General features: G+C 39.6%; 13 protein-coding genes and 1 pseudogene. 4 read left to right on the forward strand and 10 right to left on the reverse strand.

All coding sequences use genetic code 11. The annotated features are described in order from the left end of the window. Nucleotides 1-8: 8 nt before the first annotated feature. From ACYVD3_RS22125 to ACYVD3_RS22150, 6 genes and pseudogenes are all read right to left on the reverse strand, one after another. Complete coding sequence (locus ACYVD3_RS22125) at nucleotides 9-3,338, reverse strand: GH36-type glycosyl hydrolase domain-containing protein (RefSeq protein WP_460644666.1); 3,330 nt, start codon at nucleotides 3,336-3,338, stop codon at nucleotides 9-11. A gap of 20 nt (nucleotides 3,339-3,358) precedes the next feature. Beyond that, the gene (locus tag ACYVD3_RS22130; protein ID WP_460644667.1) at nucleotides 3,359-4,150 is read right to left on the reverse strand and encodes a LacI family DNA-binding transcriptional regulator; all 792 of its coding nucleotides are present in this window, start codon (nucleotides 4,148-4,150) and stop codon (nucleotides 3,359-3,361) included. 24 nt (nucleotides 4,151-4,174) lie between these two features. Continuing rightward, nucleotides 4,175-4,309: pseudogene (locus ACYVD3_RS22135) on the reverse strand (LacI family DNA-binding transcriptional regulator); the annotation flags it as partial. 32 nt (nucleotides 4,310-4,341) lie between these two features. After that, nucleotides 4,342-5,166 (reverse strand): carbohydrate ABC transporter permease, encoded by an 825-nt coding sequence (locus tag ACYVD3_RS22140; protein ID WP_460644668.1) that lies wholly within the window; start codon nucleotides 5,164-5,166, stop codon nucleotides 4,342-4,344. Between the two features lie 4 nt (nucleotides 5,167-5,170). Next, the gene (locus ACYVD3_RS22145) at nucleotides 5,171-6,064 is read right to left on the reverse strand and encodes a carbohydrate ABC transporter permease (protein WP_460644669.1); all 894 of its coding nucleotides are present in this window, start codon (nucleotides 6,062-6,064) and stop codon (nucleotides 5,171-5,173) included. A 171-nt stretch (nucleotides 6,065-6,235) separates the two neighbouring features. Further along, nucleotides 6,236-7,504 carry a sugar ABC transporter substrate-binding protein gene (locus ACYVD3_RS22150; protein WP_460644670.1) on the reverse strand — a complete coding sequence of 423 codons (1,269 nt, stop codon included), beginning with the start codon at nucleotides 7,502-7,504 and terminating at the stop codon, nucleotides 6,236-6,238. A gap of 978 nt (nucleotides 7,505-8,482) precedes the next feature. On the opposite strand from ACYVD3_RS22150, the gene ACYVD3_RS22155 reads away from it, so the two are divergent. Next, nucleotides 8,483-9,454, forward strand: a complete 972-nt coding sequence (locus ACYVD3_RS22155) for a hypothetical protein (protein ID WP_460644671.1) — start codon at nucleotides 8,483-8,485, stop codon at nucleotides 9,452-9,454. Between the two features lie 754 nt (nucleotides 9,455-10,208). On the opposite strand, the gene ACYVD3_RS22160 is transcribed toward ACYVD3_RS22155, so the two are convergent. Then, entirely contained in the window at nucleotides 10,209-11,885 is a 1,677-nt protein-coding gene (locus ACYVD3_RS22160) for a BclA C-terminal domain-containing protein (RefSeq protein WP_460644672.1), read from the reverse strand. Nucleotides 11,886-12,986: 1,101 nt separating this feature from the next. On the opposite strand from ACYVD3_RS22160, the gene ACYVD3_RS22165 reads away from it, so the two are divergent. From ACYVD3_RS22165 to ACYVD3_RS22175, 3 genes are all read left to right on the forward strand, one after another. Further along, nucleotides 12,987-13,286: a hypothetical protein gene (locus ACYVD3_RS22165; RefSeq protein WP_460644673.1), complete on the forward strand. Its 300-nt coding sequence runs from the start codon at nucleotides 12,987-12,989 to the stop codon at nucleotides 13,284-13,286. Nucleotides 13,287-13,362: 76 nt separating this feature from the next. Further along, on the forward strand, nucleotides 13,363-14,043 hold the full coding sequence (locus tag ACYVD3_RS22170; protein ID WP_460644674.1) for a response regulator transcription factor: 681 nt from the start codon (nucleotides 13,363-13,365) through the stop codon (nucleotides 14,041-14,043). Then, on the forward strand, nucleotides 14,036-15,184 hold the full coding sequence (locus tag ACYVD3_RS22175; RefSeq protein WP_460644675.1) for a sensor histidine kinase: 1,149 nt from the start codon (nucleotides 14,036-14,038) through the stop codon (nucleotides 15,182-15,184). The genes ACYVD3_RS22170 and ACYVD3_RS22175 overlap by 8 nt, the downstream gene beginning before the upstream one ends. A gap of 303 nt (nucleotides 15,185-15,487) precedes the next feature. Here the strand turns inward: ACYVD3_RS22175 and ACYVD3_RS22180 are convergent, their stop codons facing one another. The 3 genes from ACYVD3_RS22180 to ACYVD3_RS22190 all read right to left on the reverse strand — a co-directional run bounded on the left by ACYVD3_RS22180 (nucleotide 15,488) and on the right by ACYVD3_RS22190 (nucleotide 19,822). Beyond that, a complete protein-coding gene (locus tag ACYVD3_RS22180; protein WP_460644676.1) occupies nucleotides 15,488-16,900 on the reverse strand; it encodes a M24 family metallopeptidase in 1,413 nt (470 codons plus the stop codon). Nucleotides 16,901-17,415: 515 nt separating this feature from the next. Then, complete coding sequence (locus ACYVD3_RS22185) at nucleotides 17,416-18,807, reverse strand: aminopeptidase P family N-terminal domain-containing protein (protein ID WP_460644677.1); 1,392 nt, start codon at nucleotides 18,805-18,807, stop codon at nucleotides 17,416-17,418. A 1-nt stretch (nucleotide 18,808) separates the two neighbouring features. After that, entirely contained in the window at nucleotides 18,809-19,822 is a 1,014-nt protein-coding gene (locus ACYVD3_RS22190; protein ID WP_460644678.1) for an asparaginase, read from the reverse strand.

Genomic DNA, 19,822 nt, shown 5'->3' on the forward strand with positions numbered 1-19,822 from the left:
GTAACTACCTACAGTGTCAATAAAATTTCATTTTGTTCCCCTAAAGCTGACATAACTTCATGTTTATCCAGTTTAGCACCTCCATTTCTATAAGGATTCTTAACCCTTTCAAAATTCATTACTCGTTCATTTATTTTGATACATTTAATATAATTGTCATGACCAGATATGCTGTATTTGAACGTAACCCTATGCCCGTATATTTCATAATCAAAGCATAATCCATCATATTTCCCGGATAACACAGGATCAACCACTAAACTCTGATCCTGGAACCTGATACCCAAAACATTTGTGATCAACTGGTTAATATAGATTCCGGGACCGGATGAATAAATTCTCCAGCCTGCTTTTACTTTAAGATCCCCGCAGCGAAGTTTATAAAAATCATTCTGGGCTTCATATCTGTTTTTAAAATCGCCGTCAGAACTGCTGAAATAAGCATTACTTTGTCTGTAATCCGCATTTTTCACACTATCCTGTATACAAATTGGATTTATTTTTAAAAGCATATCCATTGTATCAGCATGTTTACCCAACTTTGATATTGCCTCAATAAACCGTATATGAGCATGTACATACTGCAATCCGATTTCCCGTCCAAAATTTGAAGCAGTCTCAGCCCTCATAAAATAGGTATTGATTCCACCCTTGTATTCTGCCGGTTTACTCATTAAGCGCACGCCGTCGGCATAATATAAATGTTCATAAATAATTTTCAAATGATGATCGGCCTGCTCTCTCGTAAACAGTTCCGATATGATTCCCCGGTTAATCGGTATCAGCCGGTATTTGATCTTAGTGTCCTCATCATCAGGATGAAGAATATATTTGATTTTCTCATTGGAATCAAAATGAATAAATCCTGAAACTACATCGTCTTTCACCAGATATTTATGGTAATCATCTCTTATACCGTCAACCATGGCCTTAAGCTTTTCTTTCCCATACTTGTACGGTTCCTCTTCAACGGATTTCCGGGGAAAAACCTCATACCATTGACTTAAGGTCTCATATAGCAAGGAGGTAGTCCACCCGCTGATCATTCTCTCTCTTAATTTCTTATTCGACGGCTGTAAGGTATCATCCCAATCTCCTTCACCGTATTTCGGCAGATATGTATCTTTATAAAATTCATTTGAAATATAATCCAATTGTTTATTGACATGTTCCATCAGACTATATGATCCGGTAAAGCGGCCCTCCTGTCCCTTTTGTGAAAATGGTATCTGAGCGTTTAGAATCTCATAGTCACCTGTTACCGAAATATAATTTGCCAGGCATTTTAAAGGCCAAATCACCACATCTCCATGGCTTTCATTTTGTCTCATCGTATATCGGTCTATCATAAACCATTGCGGCCAGTTACCTGTTTCAAAAAACTGGTACGAAAAAACACGCTCAATGATCTTTCTACATTCTTTATAATCCTGCATGCACATGAAATATTCAAAAGGTCCCTGACAAACATCTCTCGTTCCCCAGGCTGCGCCTCCATATTGCTCCAATCCATGAGGCATGGTATAGTGGATCAGCATGTTCGACGTATACCAATAAACAATCTTATTTAACCGTTCCAGGTCCAAACAGCGCTGATCAGGAAAATATAGTTTAAAGTTTTTGACCAATGCCCCATAATTTTCCAGATAATTTTCCTCAGCATTTATAAAGCTGAAATCCTCTCCGGTAAACTCCCTGTTATCCACACTTCCGCAGATATACATTTTAAGGTTATTTGTTTCTGAACAGTGGAATGTATATAAATTTTCAACTCTATGAACATGATCTTTATAAAATGGACTGTCATTGTCAAAGGTCACATTGGTTCCTGAAAATTCAACTGAATAATTTAAGTCAGGATACATTTGAGATGCAGCCGAACCCTTTGGCGGAAAAAAGCTCACTTTATTGTCTGATACAGTGATTTCACCCGGCTCGTTAAACTCATCTTCTCCCATGCAAACGAAAGCAGAAATGATAAATTCATAAGAAACAGCATTTTGGGAGTTTATTTCCATGAAGATGACAGGGGAATTTAACTTTGTTCTGTTGATAATTGTCAAGGTATCATGATCCAATTGATAAACCCATTTGCAATAGTTTAATCCCATTTCAAATATGCTTGGCTGACAAAGCAATCGGAACTCATCATTTATTTTAATAAAAATACGTTGTCCGTTCATACGCATGATATTTAATGGATTTCTTATATACGACATAAAAATATTCATACTGGTATTGCCGACAACAACGTGAGAATTAAAAATCCCACTCATATAAGATGTTGTGGAAATGATATTTTCATTAACAATATCTCCGTTAAGCCGTTTTTCTTTTGCAGAAATCAGGATATTTCCATGTTGTCTTTCCACAAGCTCTTCTTTTCTCTGCAATACAATATGTTTTTCATTGTCAAAAAACGATATTAAGTTTCCACCTTCATATTCCGGGCACTGTACATGAGCATACATGCGGTCAATATCATCCTGACTGCAGATATTTCCATTTATCATGGAATTGATGTCAATGCTGTACTCAATCCTGTCAACAATCTTATAATGGTCATAAAAATCAGCCCTGCTATTGTGTATAATAGTTTCAATTTCTAAAACTTCCTTAGAAGAACCCTCCAGACTTTTTAAAACATAGCCATAAAAAACAGCATTATGATTCCCTTGCAGCTTTACTTTTTTAGTCTGTATTGCGATAAAAGGAAACTCATACTGGTAAACATAACAATCAAGCATTTCTGCTTCCAATGCTTTTATTTTTCCATTTACCTTATATTCCTTTCCGAAAAATTGAAATCCATCCGTTGAATATGCAGCATTTTCACATAAGGAGCCAAGCTGAATAAAAGCATTTTCTCCTTGCTCCTGTTGATTCTGTCTGGATAAGATTGTAAATCCGTTTTTATCAAGAACTGGTTTATGATCTATATACTGTCCGATATAGGCTTCATTTCCCACTTTGGAAAGGGCAATATCATTACAAAAAAACAGCTCAATTTCTTCTGAGTTAGAACCGGAGAGACTGACATTATAATAAAAAATATTATGATACAGATAAAATTTTACTTCATAGTCAACTCCCATAAAATTTCCGGTCCATTTCACACTGTTTTTGCCCTTGTAAAATTGACTGTTTGAATTTTTTCCCAACAGTGCAATATATTCATAGCCGTCCTGCCTGTTCAGTCTAAGATATATATTGTTTAATGATCCGTCAATCACATTTCCTTTTAAGAGATTGATATTCCTGTCTCCTGTTTTTGCTTCAAATAAATCACCGGATTCTAAAAAGCTGAATTTTAAACTGTCACTATATAATTGAATCAAATGAATACCTCCTGCATACTTCAGTAACGAACTATGCCAACATCAAAAGTCTTATATTCTGTTATTGATTTATGATTCAGGCTATTGATCAGCAGCGAACCCGCTTTATAACCCCAATCATATTTTGAGTAATCAATGGTTGACAGGGGAATACCTAAATATTGCATTAAATTAATGTTGTCAAAGCTTGACAGATCAAAGTAATTGCAAATATCCTCACCAATATCTTTAAAATAATGATACATTCCCACTACCATTTCATCATTAAATGAGAAAACAGCTTTTTTTGTTGAATAATTCAAATGCTGCCGTTTTGCAAAGTCATACCCGCTTTCATAATCAAAGTTTCCTGCAGTTACATTCAATGATATATTATTTAATTTTGCATAGTTTAAGGCTGCGGACAATCTTGCCATAGAATCAAAAGAATTTTCAGGACCTGTTAAACAGCTTATTTCCCTGTAGCCCAAACCGCTTAAATAATCCATACCCAGATTAATCCCTTTGGCATTATCCAGGGTAATACAATTGATATTCTTATGTTCAATTAACCGGTCCATTAAAACTATTTTAAGTCCTGAATCAGCATAATTTAAAAGCTCTCTTGTATTAAAATAGGAATCCAGTATAATGACGCCATCCAATACATTTTCATTCATCAACCGGTGGTTTAAAGAACCGGTAACTATGACAAACTCATATTCATTCTTTATGATGCTGTCTTTTAATCCGCTCAATACTTCACCATAAAAATAACCTCTTAAATCCGATACATAAGCACCGACAATTTTTGCCTCTTTTGTTTTCAGCATTCGGCCTGCAAAATTCGGCTTATAGTCCAGTTCTTTAATAACCTCTAAAATTTTATCCCTTGTTTCCTCTTTTACTTTCGGATTGTTATTGATAACATATGAAACCGTAGCAACAGAAACATTCGCTTTTTTCGCAACATCTTTTATTGTAACTATGATTGACCACCCTCCTTATATCCGGCAAATTAAAATCACTTTATGCCCGATGTAACACTGCCGTCTATTATATTTTTCTGGAAAAAAGCAAATACAATAATGACAGGTAATAACATGATTGCTGCTCCGGCCATTTGCAGTCCAAAGTAACCGATATAATGATTCTTCATAATATTAAGTGCCACAGAAAGTGTATAATACCTTTCGTCATTAGATAAAATCAACGGCCAAAGAAAACTGTTCCAACCGCTGATAAATGTTAAAACTATCTGAATTGACAATGCCGGCTTTATGACTGGCAATGCAATTTTATAAAAAACCTGGAGTTCAGAAGTTCCGTCAATCCTTGCTGCCTCCATAATTTCATTGGGCACTGTGCTCATAAAAGACCGGTACATAAAAATCAAATATCCGTTAGCCAGCCCCGGGAGTACAATTCCCAAATAATTGTTTGTTAATCCCACTCGATTAAGCATCAGATATACAGGTATCATTGTCACCTGGGCAGGAATCATCATGGTTGTTAAAACAATATAAAACAAAATCTCTTTCCCTTTGAACTCATATTTCTCAAAAGCAAACCCGGCAAAGGAATTTACCAGTATTCCCATGAATGAAAGCAATACAACAATAACACTGCTTATTATATATTTCTCAAATCTCAACTGTTTAAACAAGTCTATGTAATTATCTAACGTAGTACTGGTTGGCAGCAGTGTGGGAATCAGTGCACTGGCCTCTGATTCCGTTTTAAAACTTGTCACGATCATCCAAAGTAATGGGATCAGAGTAATAAAGCCGATGATAATAATGAAAACAACCATTAAGATAAGTGATAGTTTCACTCGTTTCACTTTCATCCATTTACACTCCCATTTTATCAAATTTTTTACTAATCTGAAATTGTATCATAGTCACCAGCATGATACCCGCTAATAAAACAAGGGAAGCTGTAGCCGAATAACCAAATTTGTTAAATTTGAATCCATTTTTATAAATAAACAATGCAATTGATAATGTTCCATTAAGAGGATTACCGTCTGTCATAATAAATGGTTCATCAAAAAATTGTATCCACCCTATTACAGTTGTTATGCTGACAAACATAACGGCATAGAAGATCTGAGGCAGTGTTATTTTAAGTAATTGCTGGGGGGGTCCTGCTCCGTCTATTTTGGCCGCTTCATAATATTCTTTTGGTACGCCTTTAAGGGCTGCCAGAAAGATAATCATGTTTAACCCTGATGCTCTCCAGACTGCCATTATGATTAATGATATCTTACTGATTATGGGCCCTCCTGTAAGCCAATAAACAGGGGAGATTCCAACCTTTCCCAAAAGAAAATTCAAAAGTCCGAAGACCGGGTTATACATATATAAAAAAACTACTGAAACGGCGACTATGTTCGTTACCGATGGCATATAGAAAACAGACCTCATTGCAGTAAAAAATTTTGACTCTCTGAAATTAACCAAAAGTGCAAGAAACAACGAATAGATGACAACCACAGGAACACCAAAAAATACAAAAAACATCGTATTCATTATGGATTTTACAAAGATATCATCTTTAAACAACCGGTAATAATTAGAACTTCCTATGAATTTAATTTTTGAAAAATCAGCAAGCCCCTTTAAATCCATATTAGTAAAACTAATGATCAATGCAATTACAATCGGAAAAATATAAAATATAAAAACAAGTAAAACAGCGGGTGCAACGAATAAATAAGGTATCAACCTGTTTTTTTTATTCATATTGAGTCTCCCTCAAATAACTATTTTATCTCTGCTCCTTAGCTAAAAACCCATATCAGCAGATATTGGGGTAGTTTGGAAAATGATTCCGCCCCATATTCCTTCCACTTTGCAGGATATTGTATTGCAAAGTGGAAAGGAAATACGGAATAACCCTTTTTCAGACAAGCCCTAATTTAAAATTTCCTGAACCTTTTCGTTAAATTCATTAACTGCTTCTTCAATATCTGCATTTCCTCTGTAAATAGTTTCAAAATTGATCAGCCAGGTCTGGGCTATTTCTTCAAACTGAGGAATTAAAGGCAATGATTTTGCTTTTTTCAATTGTTCGCCGAACACCATAAAATTAGGATCTTCAGATAACTTTTCACTCATGTCCCACGCCTTTGTATTTGCCGGCAGCACACTTGTTAATTCAAACCAGTCAGCCTGTGTTTCAGCGCTTGACATATAATCAATAAATTCCAGACTGGCATCAATATTTTTAGAATATTGAAAAATTGTTAAATTGGATCCGCCAAGAATAGAATCATTATTCACTGGCCCTTTAGGCAATTCAGCGGTAGCCCATTTGCCTGAAATCTGAGGAGCGTTTTCGTTTATTAAGTTAATTGTCCACGGCCCGCTGATCATCAGCGGTGCAATTCCATCATCAATCATCAGTGAAATAGGATCTACGATTGCAAGGTCAACCGGAACTTCTCCATCTTTAAAAAATGAATCCATATATGTAACTGTCTCTATAAATTCCTTACTGTCAAAATTTAAATCCGGTTCTGTACCATAAAATTTAGCACCTGCCTGATTTGCTAACATAAAAACCGTTGATTGTTCTTTCGGATCAAAAGACATACCATATTTGTCACTGCCTCTTGCACGGAGCTTAGCAGAAACATCCTTTAGCTCCTCCCATGTTTTAGGAGCTTCAGGGTATCCGATTGATTCAAGGATATCTGTTCTATAAAATAAAACCCTTGTATCAACATACCATGGAATTCCGTAAGTTTTTCCCGCAAATTGTGTTGTTTCAAAAGATCCGCTGAAAAAATTTTCTGACTTAAGATTATCATAATCTTTAAGAGAATCTGTCACATCCAGGATTGCTCCTGCATCAACAAATTCTGCCATCCATGATGTACCAAGCTGAATGACATCAGGTCCTGATTTGGACGCAACTGCTGTCAGCAGTTTATCATGTGCACCATCCCAGGGAATCGCCTGCACCTCAACTTTATACCCGGTTTTTTCCTCAAACGGCTTTGCTACGTCCGCAACTTTTTTTGCCTCTTCCCCCATTGCCCAAACTTTAATGGTGGCACTTTGTTTTTGAGAGTCTGCAGCTTCTCCCTGGGAATCGGCGGTTTTATTACCGCACCCACTTAAGAAAGCAGCAAAAGAGAAAAAAATCATAGTCAGTGATAACACTTTTGTAAACTTCATAACAAACACCCCTTTCATTCTAAACGTTTAGATTTACGATGATATAGTAACATATCCTTTGTATAAATGTCAATATTTATATTTTTTTTAAAATTATAATCATTATTTTATATATAACTTATAACTATATGTTTTATTTTAGATGAAAATATATAATTATGCACATATTTTTTGTGTTTATATTAATTTAAACGTTTCAAAAATAAATAAGATGCTTCTTCAGCTCTTTTTTACCCTCTATCTCATGGAAAGTAACAATCAAAGCACCGGCCTCACAGTCCAGAATATACCAGCACTCTGTTTTCCCCAATGCCCCTGTTCATTGCCAAATAATTCCTGATTCTCCTGCCATAATTCACTGAGCCACTTTTCTCCGTAATTGCCGCCGGTAATGTGACAATTATCGTCGGCGGGTACATCATGAATTTGCTGTATAAAGTCAGGTATTATCAATTAGCCTTTTATCAAGCCTGATTCAGCTAATTTATACTGATGAAAGAAAAACATCAGCCCTATTATGTGATGGACAAAGGACAAATACTGGCCTATTCCATTAAAATAACCGTATAAATAAAGTTTCAATAGGTCGGATGGTGAATATGGTTTTCGCCCTGTATCTTTGGTTTCGCTGTAAGCAAAGCCCGACGACATTGAAGCGATTGACGATTGCATCTATGGCTCGAACTGTATTTTCTTCATCAATAAATGCATCAAAGCATAGTGGTTCGAGACTGATTTGTTAATTCCTTCTTTATGCCGTGTTATTGACTTTTCCTCCGTTCTGTTGTATGTTCTTATTGTGTCAATTTGGGGGAGGCTTGCACAGCGTTTTCACACAGCCTCTTATATACTCCACCCCCACTAGGTTTTGTTTCCTATATGATAATTGACTGTAGAACTCTTTTTGATTTATGTACCAAAGAGTCAAATGACATTGAAAAACAATAAACTAAAAGTCAAGAAAGGTAGTTGTTAATAATGAATAGTAATGTTAGAGTTTTTAAAGATTCTATAAAAAGAGGAAATGGATTTCTGTTTTTCTGTAGTGCCGGGATTGCTTGTGGTGGTTTTCTACTCCTATGGCTTTACATAAAAGTCACATCTGGTGGTTTTGACGGTTCAAACGGAGGACTTAAATTTGATGCAGGCGGTGCCAATCTTGAAATATTAATGCTTTTGCCTGCTCTTGGATTAATCGCATTTGCCTTGTTTATTTTATTCTTTATGTACATAAAAGTTATGAAACGTTCTTTTGAATTGCATCATGACAAGATTATTTCAAAATATAAAAATGAAGTTGAAACAAGTATTAACTTTGAAGATATTAAAGAAGTGTACCGTTGCAGAACATTAGCTCAAAAAGCGATGGTTCCTTATGGGCTATTAGATGTTTTTTGTTACAGAGAATCAAAAGATGATTACTGGAAAGTTATTAGACCTGTTTTGTATGAAGGGTCAAAAAAATATAGAGGACTCGATTTAATCGAAGCTATGATTGATAAATACGTAGAGGCAAATATAAACAATGCCTTAAATGATTTAGAAAAAGGCAATCCTATTGAATTTGATTATTTAGAATACCCAAAAGGTATTTCTATGCTAAACAAGCGAGACAATTTTGATAGAACGATACTATCCTTATCAGAAAAACCTCTTGTTAATAATAACCGTACTGAAAAAGCAAAGCATTATTTAGATGTGGATACTCAAAAAATTGTTTTAACAAAAGATAGTATTACGATAGATAATATGGTTTGTTTTGAAAAAGGTGATGAAATTGTACTTCAAACATATAATCTTGGAGGCTTCATTGGTAAAAAGCCAAAAGATTTTGAAGTAGGTAAAGTAATAACAATTACAAACAATGGGAAAGAGAAAATTTCTATTGACTTAACCAGGCTTATAAATGGTGATTTGTTTTTAGAAATAGTTAAGAATTTATTAAAGTAACGAAGAAAGTATGCTTATAAATAAACACATGCCTCAAGATTAATAAGAATTTTTCACAGCGCATTATACCATTAATAGAAGCCTTAAAGATTTTTGTATTGACTTCCATTATCCATATAACATGTAATTGGCTATAGACATTTAAGTGCAACAAAAGCGGAACATGTTTGTATATAAACTTCGTTTTTTATTCGCCATATCCCGAGGATGTGAATCTATCAAATTCCAATTTGTTGCGCAGGCTGAATCTCACGAAGATTCAGCCTGTTTTCCTATTACATAAAAAAATTTGACTAAGATTAGCGAAACCCTTTGGCAACCATGTCCAACTGGATACTTGCCTGCTATCGGGACTGGCTGTCACCAGTTGTCGGACTTCTCAAGAAAAAACTTCTGGAACAGAATTATCTATATTTTGGGCGATATCCCTGGGACAGCATTTCTACAGTACCCAGAGTTCCTGGAAGACTATCTGCCATGGGATCCCGTAATACAGAAATGCCGTCAGTAACCACTAACCTCTAAGAATATCAGAAGGCCGGCAGTTTTTCTATACATCGGTTTATTTGACGGTTACGATAAAAGATAAACACCAGCCCTATTATGTGATGAACAAAGGACAAATACTGACCTATTCCATTGAACAGGATTTTTCCTATGGGAAAAAGGAGAGATTTTTTATCTATATCATAATTATGTAAAGGGCATAGCCGAAGCAATGCCCTTTGTAGTTTTATCTTACATTTACAGTTTTCTATGTCAGGCCAATTTGCTGTATAACTAAAACAGCGCCAGATCCTGCACTCAAGTCTAGAGTGGCTGGCTCACCAAGAAGAGCTAGTGAAACAGTATCACCTGCAGCCAAAGTAGCAAAAACTTCTGTTGAAGTACTATTAATATCGCCACCGATATCAACAACAGACGGGCTGTATACCGCACCGTTAATTAAAATCTGGCTGGCAAAACTGGCTGGTGTAACGATATTGACATAATACGCAATTCGATATAATCCAGCCTCATTAACCGTAAATATGGTATTTGCACCATTAGCTGTAATTTCTGGAGATAATGTTTGTTCATCCGGCAATGGAACAAGTGTAGGTGTCACTAAATTAATGGTTATGCCATCACCAGTATTATTTTGTGCAAATCCAATAACAGGATTTATAATTGAACCTGTTGGACCTGTCGGGCCGGTGTCTCCTGTTGGACCGATTGGGCCGGTTGGACCGGTATCCCCGGTTGGGCCGGTTGGGCCTGTATCTCCGGTAAGTCCAATGGGGCCGGTGGGACCGGTATCCCCGGTAAGTCCGATGGGGCCGGTGGGGCCGGTAAGTCCGATGGGGCCGGTTGGGCCGGTATCTCCGGTAAGTCCAATAGGGCCGGTTGGGCCGGTATCTCCGGTAAGTCCAATAGGACCGGTATCTCCGGTAAGTCCAATAGGGCCGGTTGGGCCGGTATCTCCGGTAAGTCCGATGGGGCCGGTGGGGCCGGTATCCCCGGTAAGTCCAATGGGGCCGGTTGGACCGGTATCTCCGGTAAGTCCAATAGGGCCGGTTGGACCGGTATCCCCGGTAAGTCCGATGGGGCCGGTGGGGCCGGTATCTCCGGTAAGTCCAATAGGGCCGGTGGGGCCGGTATCTCCGGTAAGTCCAATAGGGCCGGTGGGGCCTGTATCCCCGGTAAGTCCGATGGGGCCGGTGGGGCCGGTATCCCCGGTAAGTCCAATGGGGCCGGTGGGGCCGGTATCTCCGGTAAGTCCAATAGGGCCAGTTGGGCCGGTATCTCCGGTAAGTCCAATGGGGCCGGTTGGACCGGTATCTCCGGTAAGTCCGATGGGGCCGGTTGGGCCGGTATCCCCGGTAAGTCCGATGGGGCCGGTGGGACCGGTAAGTCCGATAGGGCCGGTATCTCCGGTGGGGCCGGCGGGGCCGGTATCTCCGGTAAGTCCGATGGGGCCGGTTGGGCCGGTATCTCCGGTAAGTCCAATGGGGCCGGTGGGGCCAGTATCTCCGGTTGGGCCAATGGGGCCGGTTGGGCCGGTTGCTCCAGTATCTCCGGTAAGTCCAATGGGGCCAGTCGGTCCAGTATCGCCGGTTGGTCCAGTGTCTCCTGTCAGACCGATGGGACCTGTCGGGCCCGTTGCCCCGGTCGCTCCAATTGGACCCGTTGCCCCGGTCGCTCCGATTGGACCCGTTGGGCCCGTTGCTCCGGTCGCTCCGATTGGACCTGTTGGACCGGTTGGACCGGTTGCTCCGATTGGGCCCGTTGCTCCTGTCGCTCCGATTGGACCCGTTGGGCCCGTTGCTCCTGTCGCTCCAATTGGACCCGTTGGGCCCGTTGCTCCAGTTGCTCCGATTGGACCCGTTGGGCCCGTTGCTCCTGTCGCTCCAATTGGACCCGTTGGGCCCGTTGCTCCGATTGGGCCCATTGGACCTGTCGCTCCGATTGGGCCGGTTGGGCCTGTTGATCCGATTGGACCCGTTGGGCCGGTCGCTCCAGTTGGACCCGTCGGTCCCGTTGCTCCAATTGGACCTGTTGGACCGGTTGCTCCAATTGGGCCCGTTGCTCCTGTCGCTCCGATTGGACCTGTTGGGCCCGTTGCTCCTGTCGCTCCGATTGGGCCGGTTGCTCCTGTCACTCCGATTGGACCCGTTGGGCCGGTTGCTCCAATTGGACCGGTTACTCCGATTGGACCCGTCGGTCCCGTTGCTCCGATTGGGCCCGTCGGGCCTGTTGCTCCGGTTGGGCCTGGACAGCCTCTAGGCCCCGTTGGCCCTGTCGCTCCCGGGCAACCTCTCGGTCCTTGACAACCTCTAGGTCCCGTTGGCCCTGTGGAGCCACAACAGCAACAACGACGACAACTAGAATTATTATTATCATTAGAATCAAAATGACTATTCATATGGACCTCCCCTACATAAATGATTTCTATATATCGAAACATTATAAAGGCATTTATATCCTTTATATTCTAGAATATGTCCGGTTGTACACGTCTGTTAATTTTCAACCAGTTTGCCTCTTTTATAGGATCTTTTATTAAAGAATCAAAGGAACTTATTATCCCGATCAGTATTATGGATTGGTACATCATTAGTAAGAGGATAAAAATAGATTCCATAAATAAATGAGGGAAATCAAATTTACCTCCTCTTCTTAAAAATAGCATTCGCCCAGCCATCAACAACAGAATCATAGACGTTAACCACCATTTTATCTTTTAGAACTGTTCCGCCATTCCATTATGTGATTAATTATTTGGCATTTACTGTATCGGCCTTAAACACATATTGTTTTTCTAGATATCCTAATTTTAATATCGTGCTTAAATCTCTTTTATCATCTTCAAAAACAAATTGCGGTTTGCCGTGGCTTCTTTTGAAATCAGTTAGAGGAAACAAAGATATTTATGGAGAATATTAGCGTTAAAAAAAAGTATTTTAAAACCTAACTTTCATCTAACCTTCATTTATGTATACTCATGGTGTAGTCGCGATACAAAATAAAAAATTAATGGAGGTTTTTAAAAATGAAATTAAAGAAAACTATGATTCCAGCTTTTGCAATAGCTTTAATCGCAGCCACAGGAGTGAGCGCATACGCAGCCAGCCCCGAACTCAGGGGCACAGTAGGCAGTATCTTTGCCGATATTCAAACCTATGCAGAAGGTGAAATGCCGGATATTCCCGCAGGTGCCGTCATGCTGAATAAAGATGTCGCAGACGAAACCGTATCCGCTGACGCAAATCTGAAAGTCTACGATGAGGATGAAATGCCATCTATACCGGACGGTGCTGAACTTTTGAAAAAAGTGGTTGTTGAAGAATAACCGAACAAATGGTAAAATTATCTCAAAGCCGCACAAATATTGTGCGGTTTTGAGGCATTAAAGAAGGTGAGAAGTTATGAAAATATTATTGGCAGAAGATGAAAAATCATTGTCCTCAGCAATTGCCAAAGGACTTAAAAAAATGGGTTACGCGGTAGACCAAACCTATGATGGGGAGGAGGCGTTGGAGTATCTTGAAATAAATAAATATGATCTTCTTATACTCGACCTCAATATGCCAAAAGTGGATGGCATTACAGTCTTGAAGACCCTTCGCAAAACAGACGCTGAGTTGAAGGTATTGATTTTATCAGCGAGAAGCGAGATTGAGGATAAGGTACTGGGGCTGGACTGCGGTGCAAATGATTATTTAGCAAAACCTTTTGATTTTGAAGAACTTACCGCCAGAGTACGAAATCTTTTGCGCTGGTCTTTTACTTATAAGGAAAGTCTCTTAATTTGCGGAGGTCTTGAACTGAACATGCTTGGCAAGACTGTTTCCGTAGACAGTTTGCCCATAAATCTTACCAACAAAGAGTATTCCATTTTGGAGTACCTGATGTTTCATATAGGAAAAGTTATCAGTACCGAAGAAATCATTGAGCATGTATGGGACAGCGAGGTTGATTTGTTTTCCAACTCCTTTAAATATCACATGCACACGCTGAAAAAGAAACTGTCAGCCGGCGGCGGAGACTTTATAAAAAATATCCGTGGGCAGGGTTATGTTATAAGAGAGGAGAACCAAGATGCATAAAATTTCTCTCAGGCTTAGGATTACTCTTTTGGTAGGACTTCTTCTTGTACTGCTTACAACGGTGCTGACGATCGTCTCAATTCTGAGCGCAAACTATTACTTTGTCACCCCCCAGTTACAGGAAGGTACTTATGAGAAAATGAACAAAGTAATTCTGGACAGCGATCCGATAGAAAGTAACCAGGATATGAATATGGATACTTTAAATAACCTCTCGATTCAAACAAAAATCACGGCCGCACAAAGAGGTTTTTCCCTTCAAAGCATCACTGTGCTAATTGCAATTATTATCTTTGGTCTCGGCGTTACCTACTGGATTATGGGGCGGGCGTTGAGGCCTCTTACAGTACTAAGTGAAAACATACACGACATCAACGAGCATAATTTAAGCAAGCCCATTGAAGAAAATATTGTTAAAGATGAGGTGGGCAGCATCACCGTTTCATTTAACGGTATGCTTGACAGGCTTAAGAACTCTTTTGAGCAGCAAAAACGCTTTTCCGCCAGCGCCGCCCATGAGTTAAAAACACCGCTTACCATAATGAAGACTTCTTTACAGGTGTTACGGCTGGACGATTTACCAAGCGCTGACGACTATAAGGACACCATTCTGGTTATGGAACAAAATGTTGACCGGCTGATTTGTATTGTCAGCGATTTGCTTTTATTATCCTCCCAGGGACAAACAGAATTGGAGGACGAAATTTCTCTGCGCACTTTGTTTTGCGGGATAGCGGAAGAACTTAAGGAGACTATTCACAGTAAAAATCTCTGTTGTATCCTACCACAAAATGACTGTCTGGTTACAGGCAGCCGTATGCTGTTGAGATCCGCTTTTTACAACCTTTTTGAAAATGCCGTCAAGTATAACAAGGACGGCGGCACGGTGGAAGCGAAACTTCAAAATTCTCTTGACGGAAAAATCTCTGTATTAATATGTGACACAGGAATCGGAATGACAGAAGAAGATGCTGCACGGGCATTCGAGCCGTTCTTTCGCGCTGAGCATTCCCGCCTGCAACAGATTCCCGGCAACGGCCTGGGGATGTCCATCATACAGACCATTATAGAACGGCACGGTGGGCAGATTTTTTTAGAAAGCAAAATTAACATCGGCACAAAAGTTACCGTAGTTCTGTAACTGATCATTTAAAAAGCAATGACCTGCTTGCTACTGATGCTATTGTCTGCGGAATCAACCTTACTGGCATGTATTCCGGTAGCATTTATTACTAACTCTGCGGGACCACCATCTTGCATATAATTCATTATTGTGGTCCCATAATCTGCGATGTTGCTGGAATTTTTAAGTATTTCCAGGAATCATATGAGATACGCCTAAAAGAATTTGATAAACAGATCCATTCAAGAGCCTTCTTTGTTACGATATCTCTATTGCATCATAGATTTCTATATAGGACTTTCTCATTTTGACTTGTACTATTTAAATATTTGTATATGCTTTTCTATTTAAACATACAAAAGCACATTCTTTATTCAACAAATACGGTCTTAAATACGCAACTGTACTACACATCGGAAGTACATCTTCAGATAGCGCAATCCCCAGAACATCTGTGATATACGCCTTGCGTTTTAACATTCTGTTCCAAACTTCCGGATACAGAGCTTCAATCTCCGCTTTTAACTTATCATCGGCCAGAATAACCGTACTCTCTGCACTGACTCCCGCGTAACCCGGAACAGAGGGAATAATATCAATCTGAAAAATCATCCCACTTTGCAGTTTTTCTTCCGACTCCTCATATATGGGGGAAGACAACCACTCTTCCTCTGCGGTTAAATGTCCCGGGCACAGATACCAATGATATTCAGCCCGAGGTAAAACAGCTTCAATCTTATTAAACAGTTCTTTTCCATTCATACCAATTCTAATGTCCTCAAGCCAACATGTATATGCCGCAAAATATGGTGCCGCAACTCTCTCAACATAATCTTTGGCGCCTTCCGGAAGTTCTTCTGCGGAATAAACAGCATAGCCGGCGCGGCTGGAAGCTCCACCCCGATATCCGACTGTTAACGAAATCGGATCTCCAATCTTAACCGTATTATTTATGGGGAACATATTAGCTTTTGTAAATCTGGGACCACTGGCAGCAATCGTAACAATACTGGTATGCTGTCCCGCCCGAACCATTACATCTCCCAGTTCCATTTCTGTAACTCCCGCTTTCAGTTTATTCATAGCATCCAGCATACAGTCAGAAGCCAATGCTGCGCCATATTCATAATGTGCAATTTCATTGGCATTATTGGTGATTCTGGCGCCTCCTTCTCCAATAAACAAAGCGGTTTCATTTGATAACAATTCTTCATTTCCAACAATATTACGGATGGTATCAACAATATAGGAAGGAATGTCGTATATTTTTTTGTTATTTTCCAGTTTACTGGTAAACAACTTCCAGCCCACCAAACCAATTCGTGTATTTTCTCTGATCCCCGCTTCCATCAGCAGTTCTTTCAAATTTTTATCTTCTCTGTCAGGCTGATTTGGCAGCGAAAACAATGAGACATGAACCGCATTAACATCAACTCTTGCTTTTGATGCTTTATTCAAGTTTTCATTTCCAAGAATCAGCGTCATATCGCCAGTTGCATTAATCACCAGCAGCGCCTCTTCAAAACGGGTAAAATATCCAATCAGATACTCAAAATTACCACTATGCTCCACATCACCATATATGACCAATTGCTCAATTCCCTGCTCATTCATCCGATTCAATATCTTACTTTTTCTTTCCTGGATCGTCTCGTCACTTAAACATACCGGAATACCAGAGCAATCTTTATCCGGCTCCTGTATCCTTTCTAATTTTATAACATGTTCTTTCATATGATTCTCCCTTCCTCCCCTTAGGGGCGTACAATTTTTATGTAATGCCATAAATAATGCTGTAAAGACACTATACTTAATAACATGTGTCACTCACAATGCAGCCCATCTATCAAATTCACTCCCTACATAATTTACCAACTGCAATAAAATGCATATCCTCAACATCCAATGGTAGTTTTACAAACACATTTGTTGTATTTTATTTATTAAAATAGTCATAATTATCAATTTTCAATCAAAACTTGTTTTTACATCAAATAATAGCATTTAAGCAACATATCGTCAATCATGGATATCAAGTATTCTTTAACGTGAAAGTTCCTTTTACAATTCTATATTTTCCCATAAAAGTATCAGAAAGAATTAAGTTATCTGGCTTCTAAAAAGATTTTTCCAAATTCAATGTGCCCATGAAAAGCGCCCCACAATCAATTAGTTTATAATCAATTGGGGGCTGCATTTTTACTGACCTTTCAACCGTCTTTTATCCGTTTTCTTTCGTTGGTAATTACTTATGATACTGCAAAAATTCTGCTCTTATCAAGCATAAACGGCCAATAAACGCCACATAAATTTGACATGGGAAGCACATCTTCACTGACGTTAATTCCCAAAATCTCTCTCATCATCTGCCGGCGCTTCTGAATTTTGACATATATCTCCGGATACTCTTTCTGCAAATCCTCTCTCAATTTTTCATCCGCCAGAATAATCCCGTCTTCACAAATTGCCTTTTTAACCGGATTAGTTCCACATGCAATGATATCACATTGCAGATGGCTTCCGTTATGCAGTTTGACGGTTGATCCTTTGGCAAAAGAAGAATTGGACCATTCGTCAGAAGAAATATTATGCCCGGGATTTAAAAGCAGCCCGTAATACTCCTCTCCCACAATCTTATGTACCACGTCATAGATATGACCAGTTTCCGCCCCGATTCTCACTGCACCATACCATGCTGCAACTGCCCTGTAGTATTCTGCATAAAATTTCTCAAATTCCTGATCCAGCCCATTATTGCAATCAGATTTATCATGAGCAGCAATTCCTGACCGGCATGTCAAACTGTATCTTTGGGAGTAACAAATAGATGCAATATCTCCTATATTCAACTCAATATCTTCCGGACTCTTTAATCCTATTTCAGAACTTTTTTCACCAAAGCAGATCATTGGATGGACATTAGCCGGATGCATATATGCCTGAACACCGCTCAACTCCAGTTCTGTAATCCCTGTCTTCATACCTTTGAAAAGCCTTAAAAAAACATTGCTCACATTTGCATTCATGTAGTCGATGACAGCAATTTCTTTTGCCGACATTACCGACATTCGAAGCCCATCCGGTAAGCCAGTAAACAAATCGGTATAATTTTGAACATCGCAAGCCATACTTTTCAAATCCTCCAATATATAGCCTGGAATATCAAACCGGTCTCTTAATACCGCTCCTTGCTTATCAGTTAAATATTTATAACCAACCACACCTACCCTGCTTGCCGCCGTAATCCCAACGGCAGCAAATATCTCCGGCAGTTCTTTCATCTGATCCCGGGGCTGCCCCTGAAGTCCAAAATTGGGATATAAAGTGACACGGACAGGATATTCAATCTTACGGGCATACCCTTCCCCTTCCGGCCCCGTAAGTAAATTAACATTCCCGCCCCGGTCAATAATATAAAGGGCTTCTTCAAATCGGGGGTCATATCCCGAAACATATTCTATATTCATAAAATGTTCCCGGTCACCATAGATAACAATATAGTCCAGACTATTTTCCCACATCTTGCCTATCAGCCGCTGAATCCGCTTCAAATAATCTTCCCTGTTAAGCGTTATCTTTTTCCCAATTGGTTCTTCCCGCAAAAAGAACTCATCGCATGGGACCAACTTTACCGTATTCAACTTATCTCACCTCATAATCTTTCAATTTTAATGTTATATTATAATCTGCCACCACTGTACCGCAGTCATTTTTCACAGCAAAAGGATATCTCTCTTTTAGAAGCTTAATGGTTTCTTTATTCTTATAAGAAATCTCTTCCAGCAGATGAAGAACCAGCAGCGGAAGAACATCATAAGAACCATCGCTTAACTTGATAAAAAAGCCCAGCCTTTCATCCCTTAATGCAAAGCACTGCACTCCCAGAGCGCCTCCCTTACAGATAATATTCTTATCCTCATGAATAACCGTGTCAAAATGACCTTTAGCCGAAAAAAGTCTGGGCGCCTTATGAATGGCCTGGCAGCAAGTCCTGGCTGCCCCCCTTATTTCCGGATTCAGGATCATATCATCGGCTGCCAGTTTCAAAAATGACCTGGCAATTTCCTTTCCTTTCACTCCAAAAACAGGAACTCCACAGCCATCGACTCCCACTTTTACTTTTTCTTCATATGTTCCCGCCATATCCGCTATAAGGGATAAGATATGTCTTTGAGCCGCACTGTCCGGTTTATAATAGTTTTTTTCATCTCCCCCTAATTCCCTTTGGATTAAAATACAGGCAATATGCTTTCCGATACAGTTATGGTATATCTTTTTCTTCTCCATACCCATACGGATCATCTCATCCCGTGTTTCCTGATGCAAAGGAAAGGCAGGCAGCATAATCAGATCCTGGTTTCTTACCTGCGCTTTTTCCATCAGCGATTCAATAAATGGTATATGGTACATCTCACACCTTTGAGAACCGCACATAAGCGCAAGTTCTTCATCCGTGATCCCATATTTATCCTTCAGTCCTAAGTACACCACAGGCATGGCCTGTATGGGCTTTGATGCGGAACGGTAAAATGCCCCATGTTCCCAATCACCTACTGAAAAAAGCGTTTCTTTCCCTACTGCTGAAATATGTCCATAAAACACACATTCTGTAATATCTCCCCGTTTCAAGGTTACCAGCGGCTCATAAACATTCAT

This window comes from Lacrimispora brassicae (assembly GCF_054772055.1).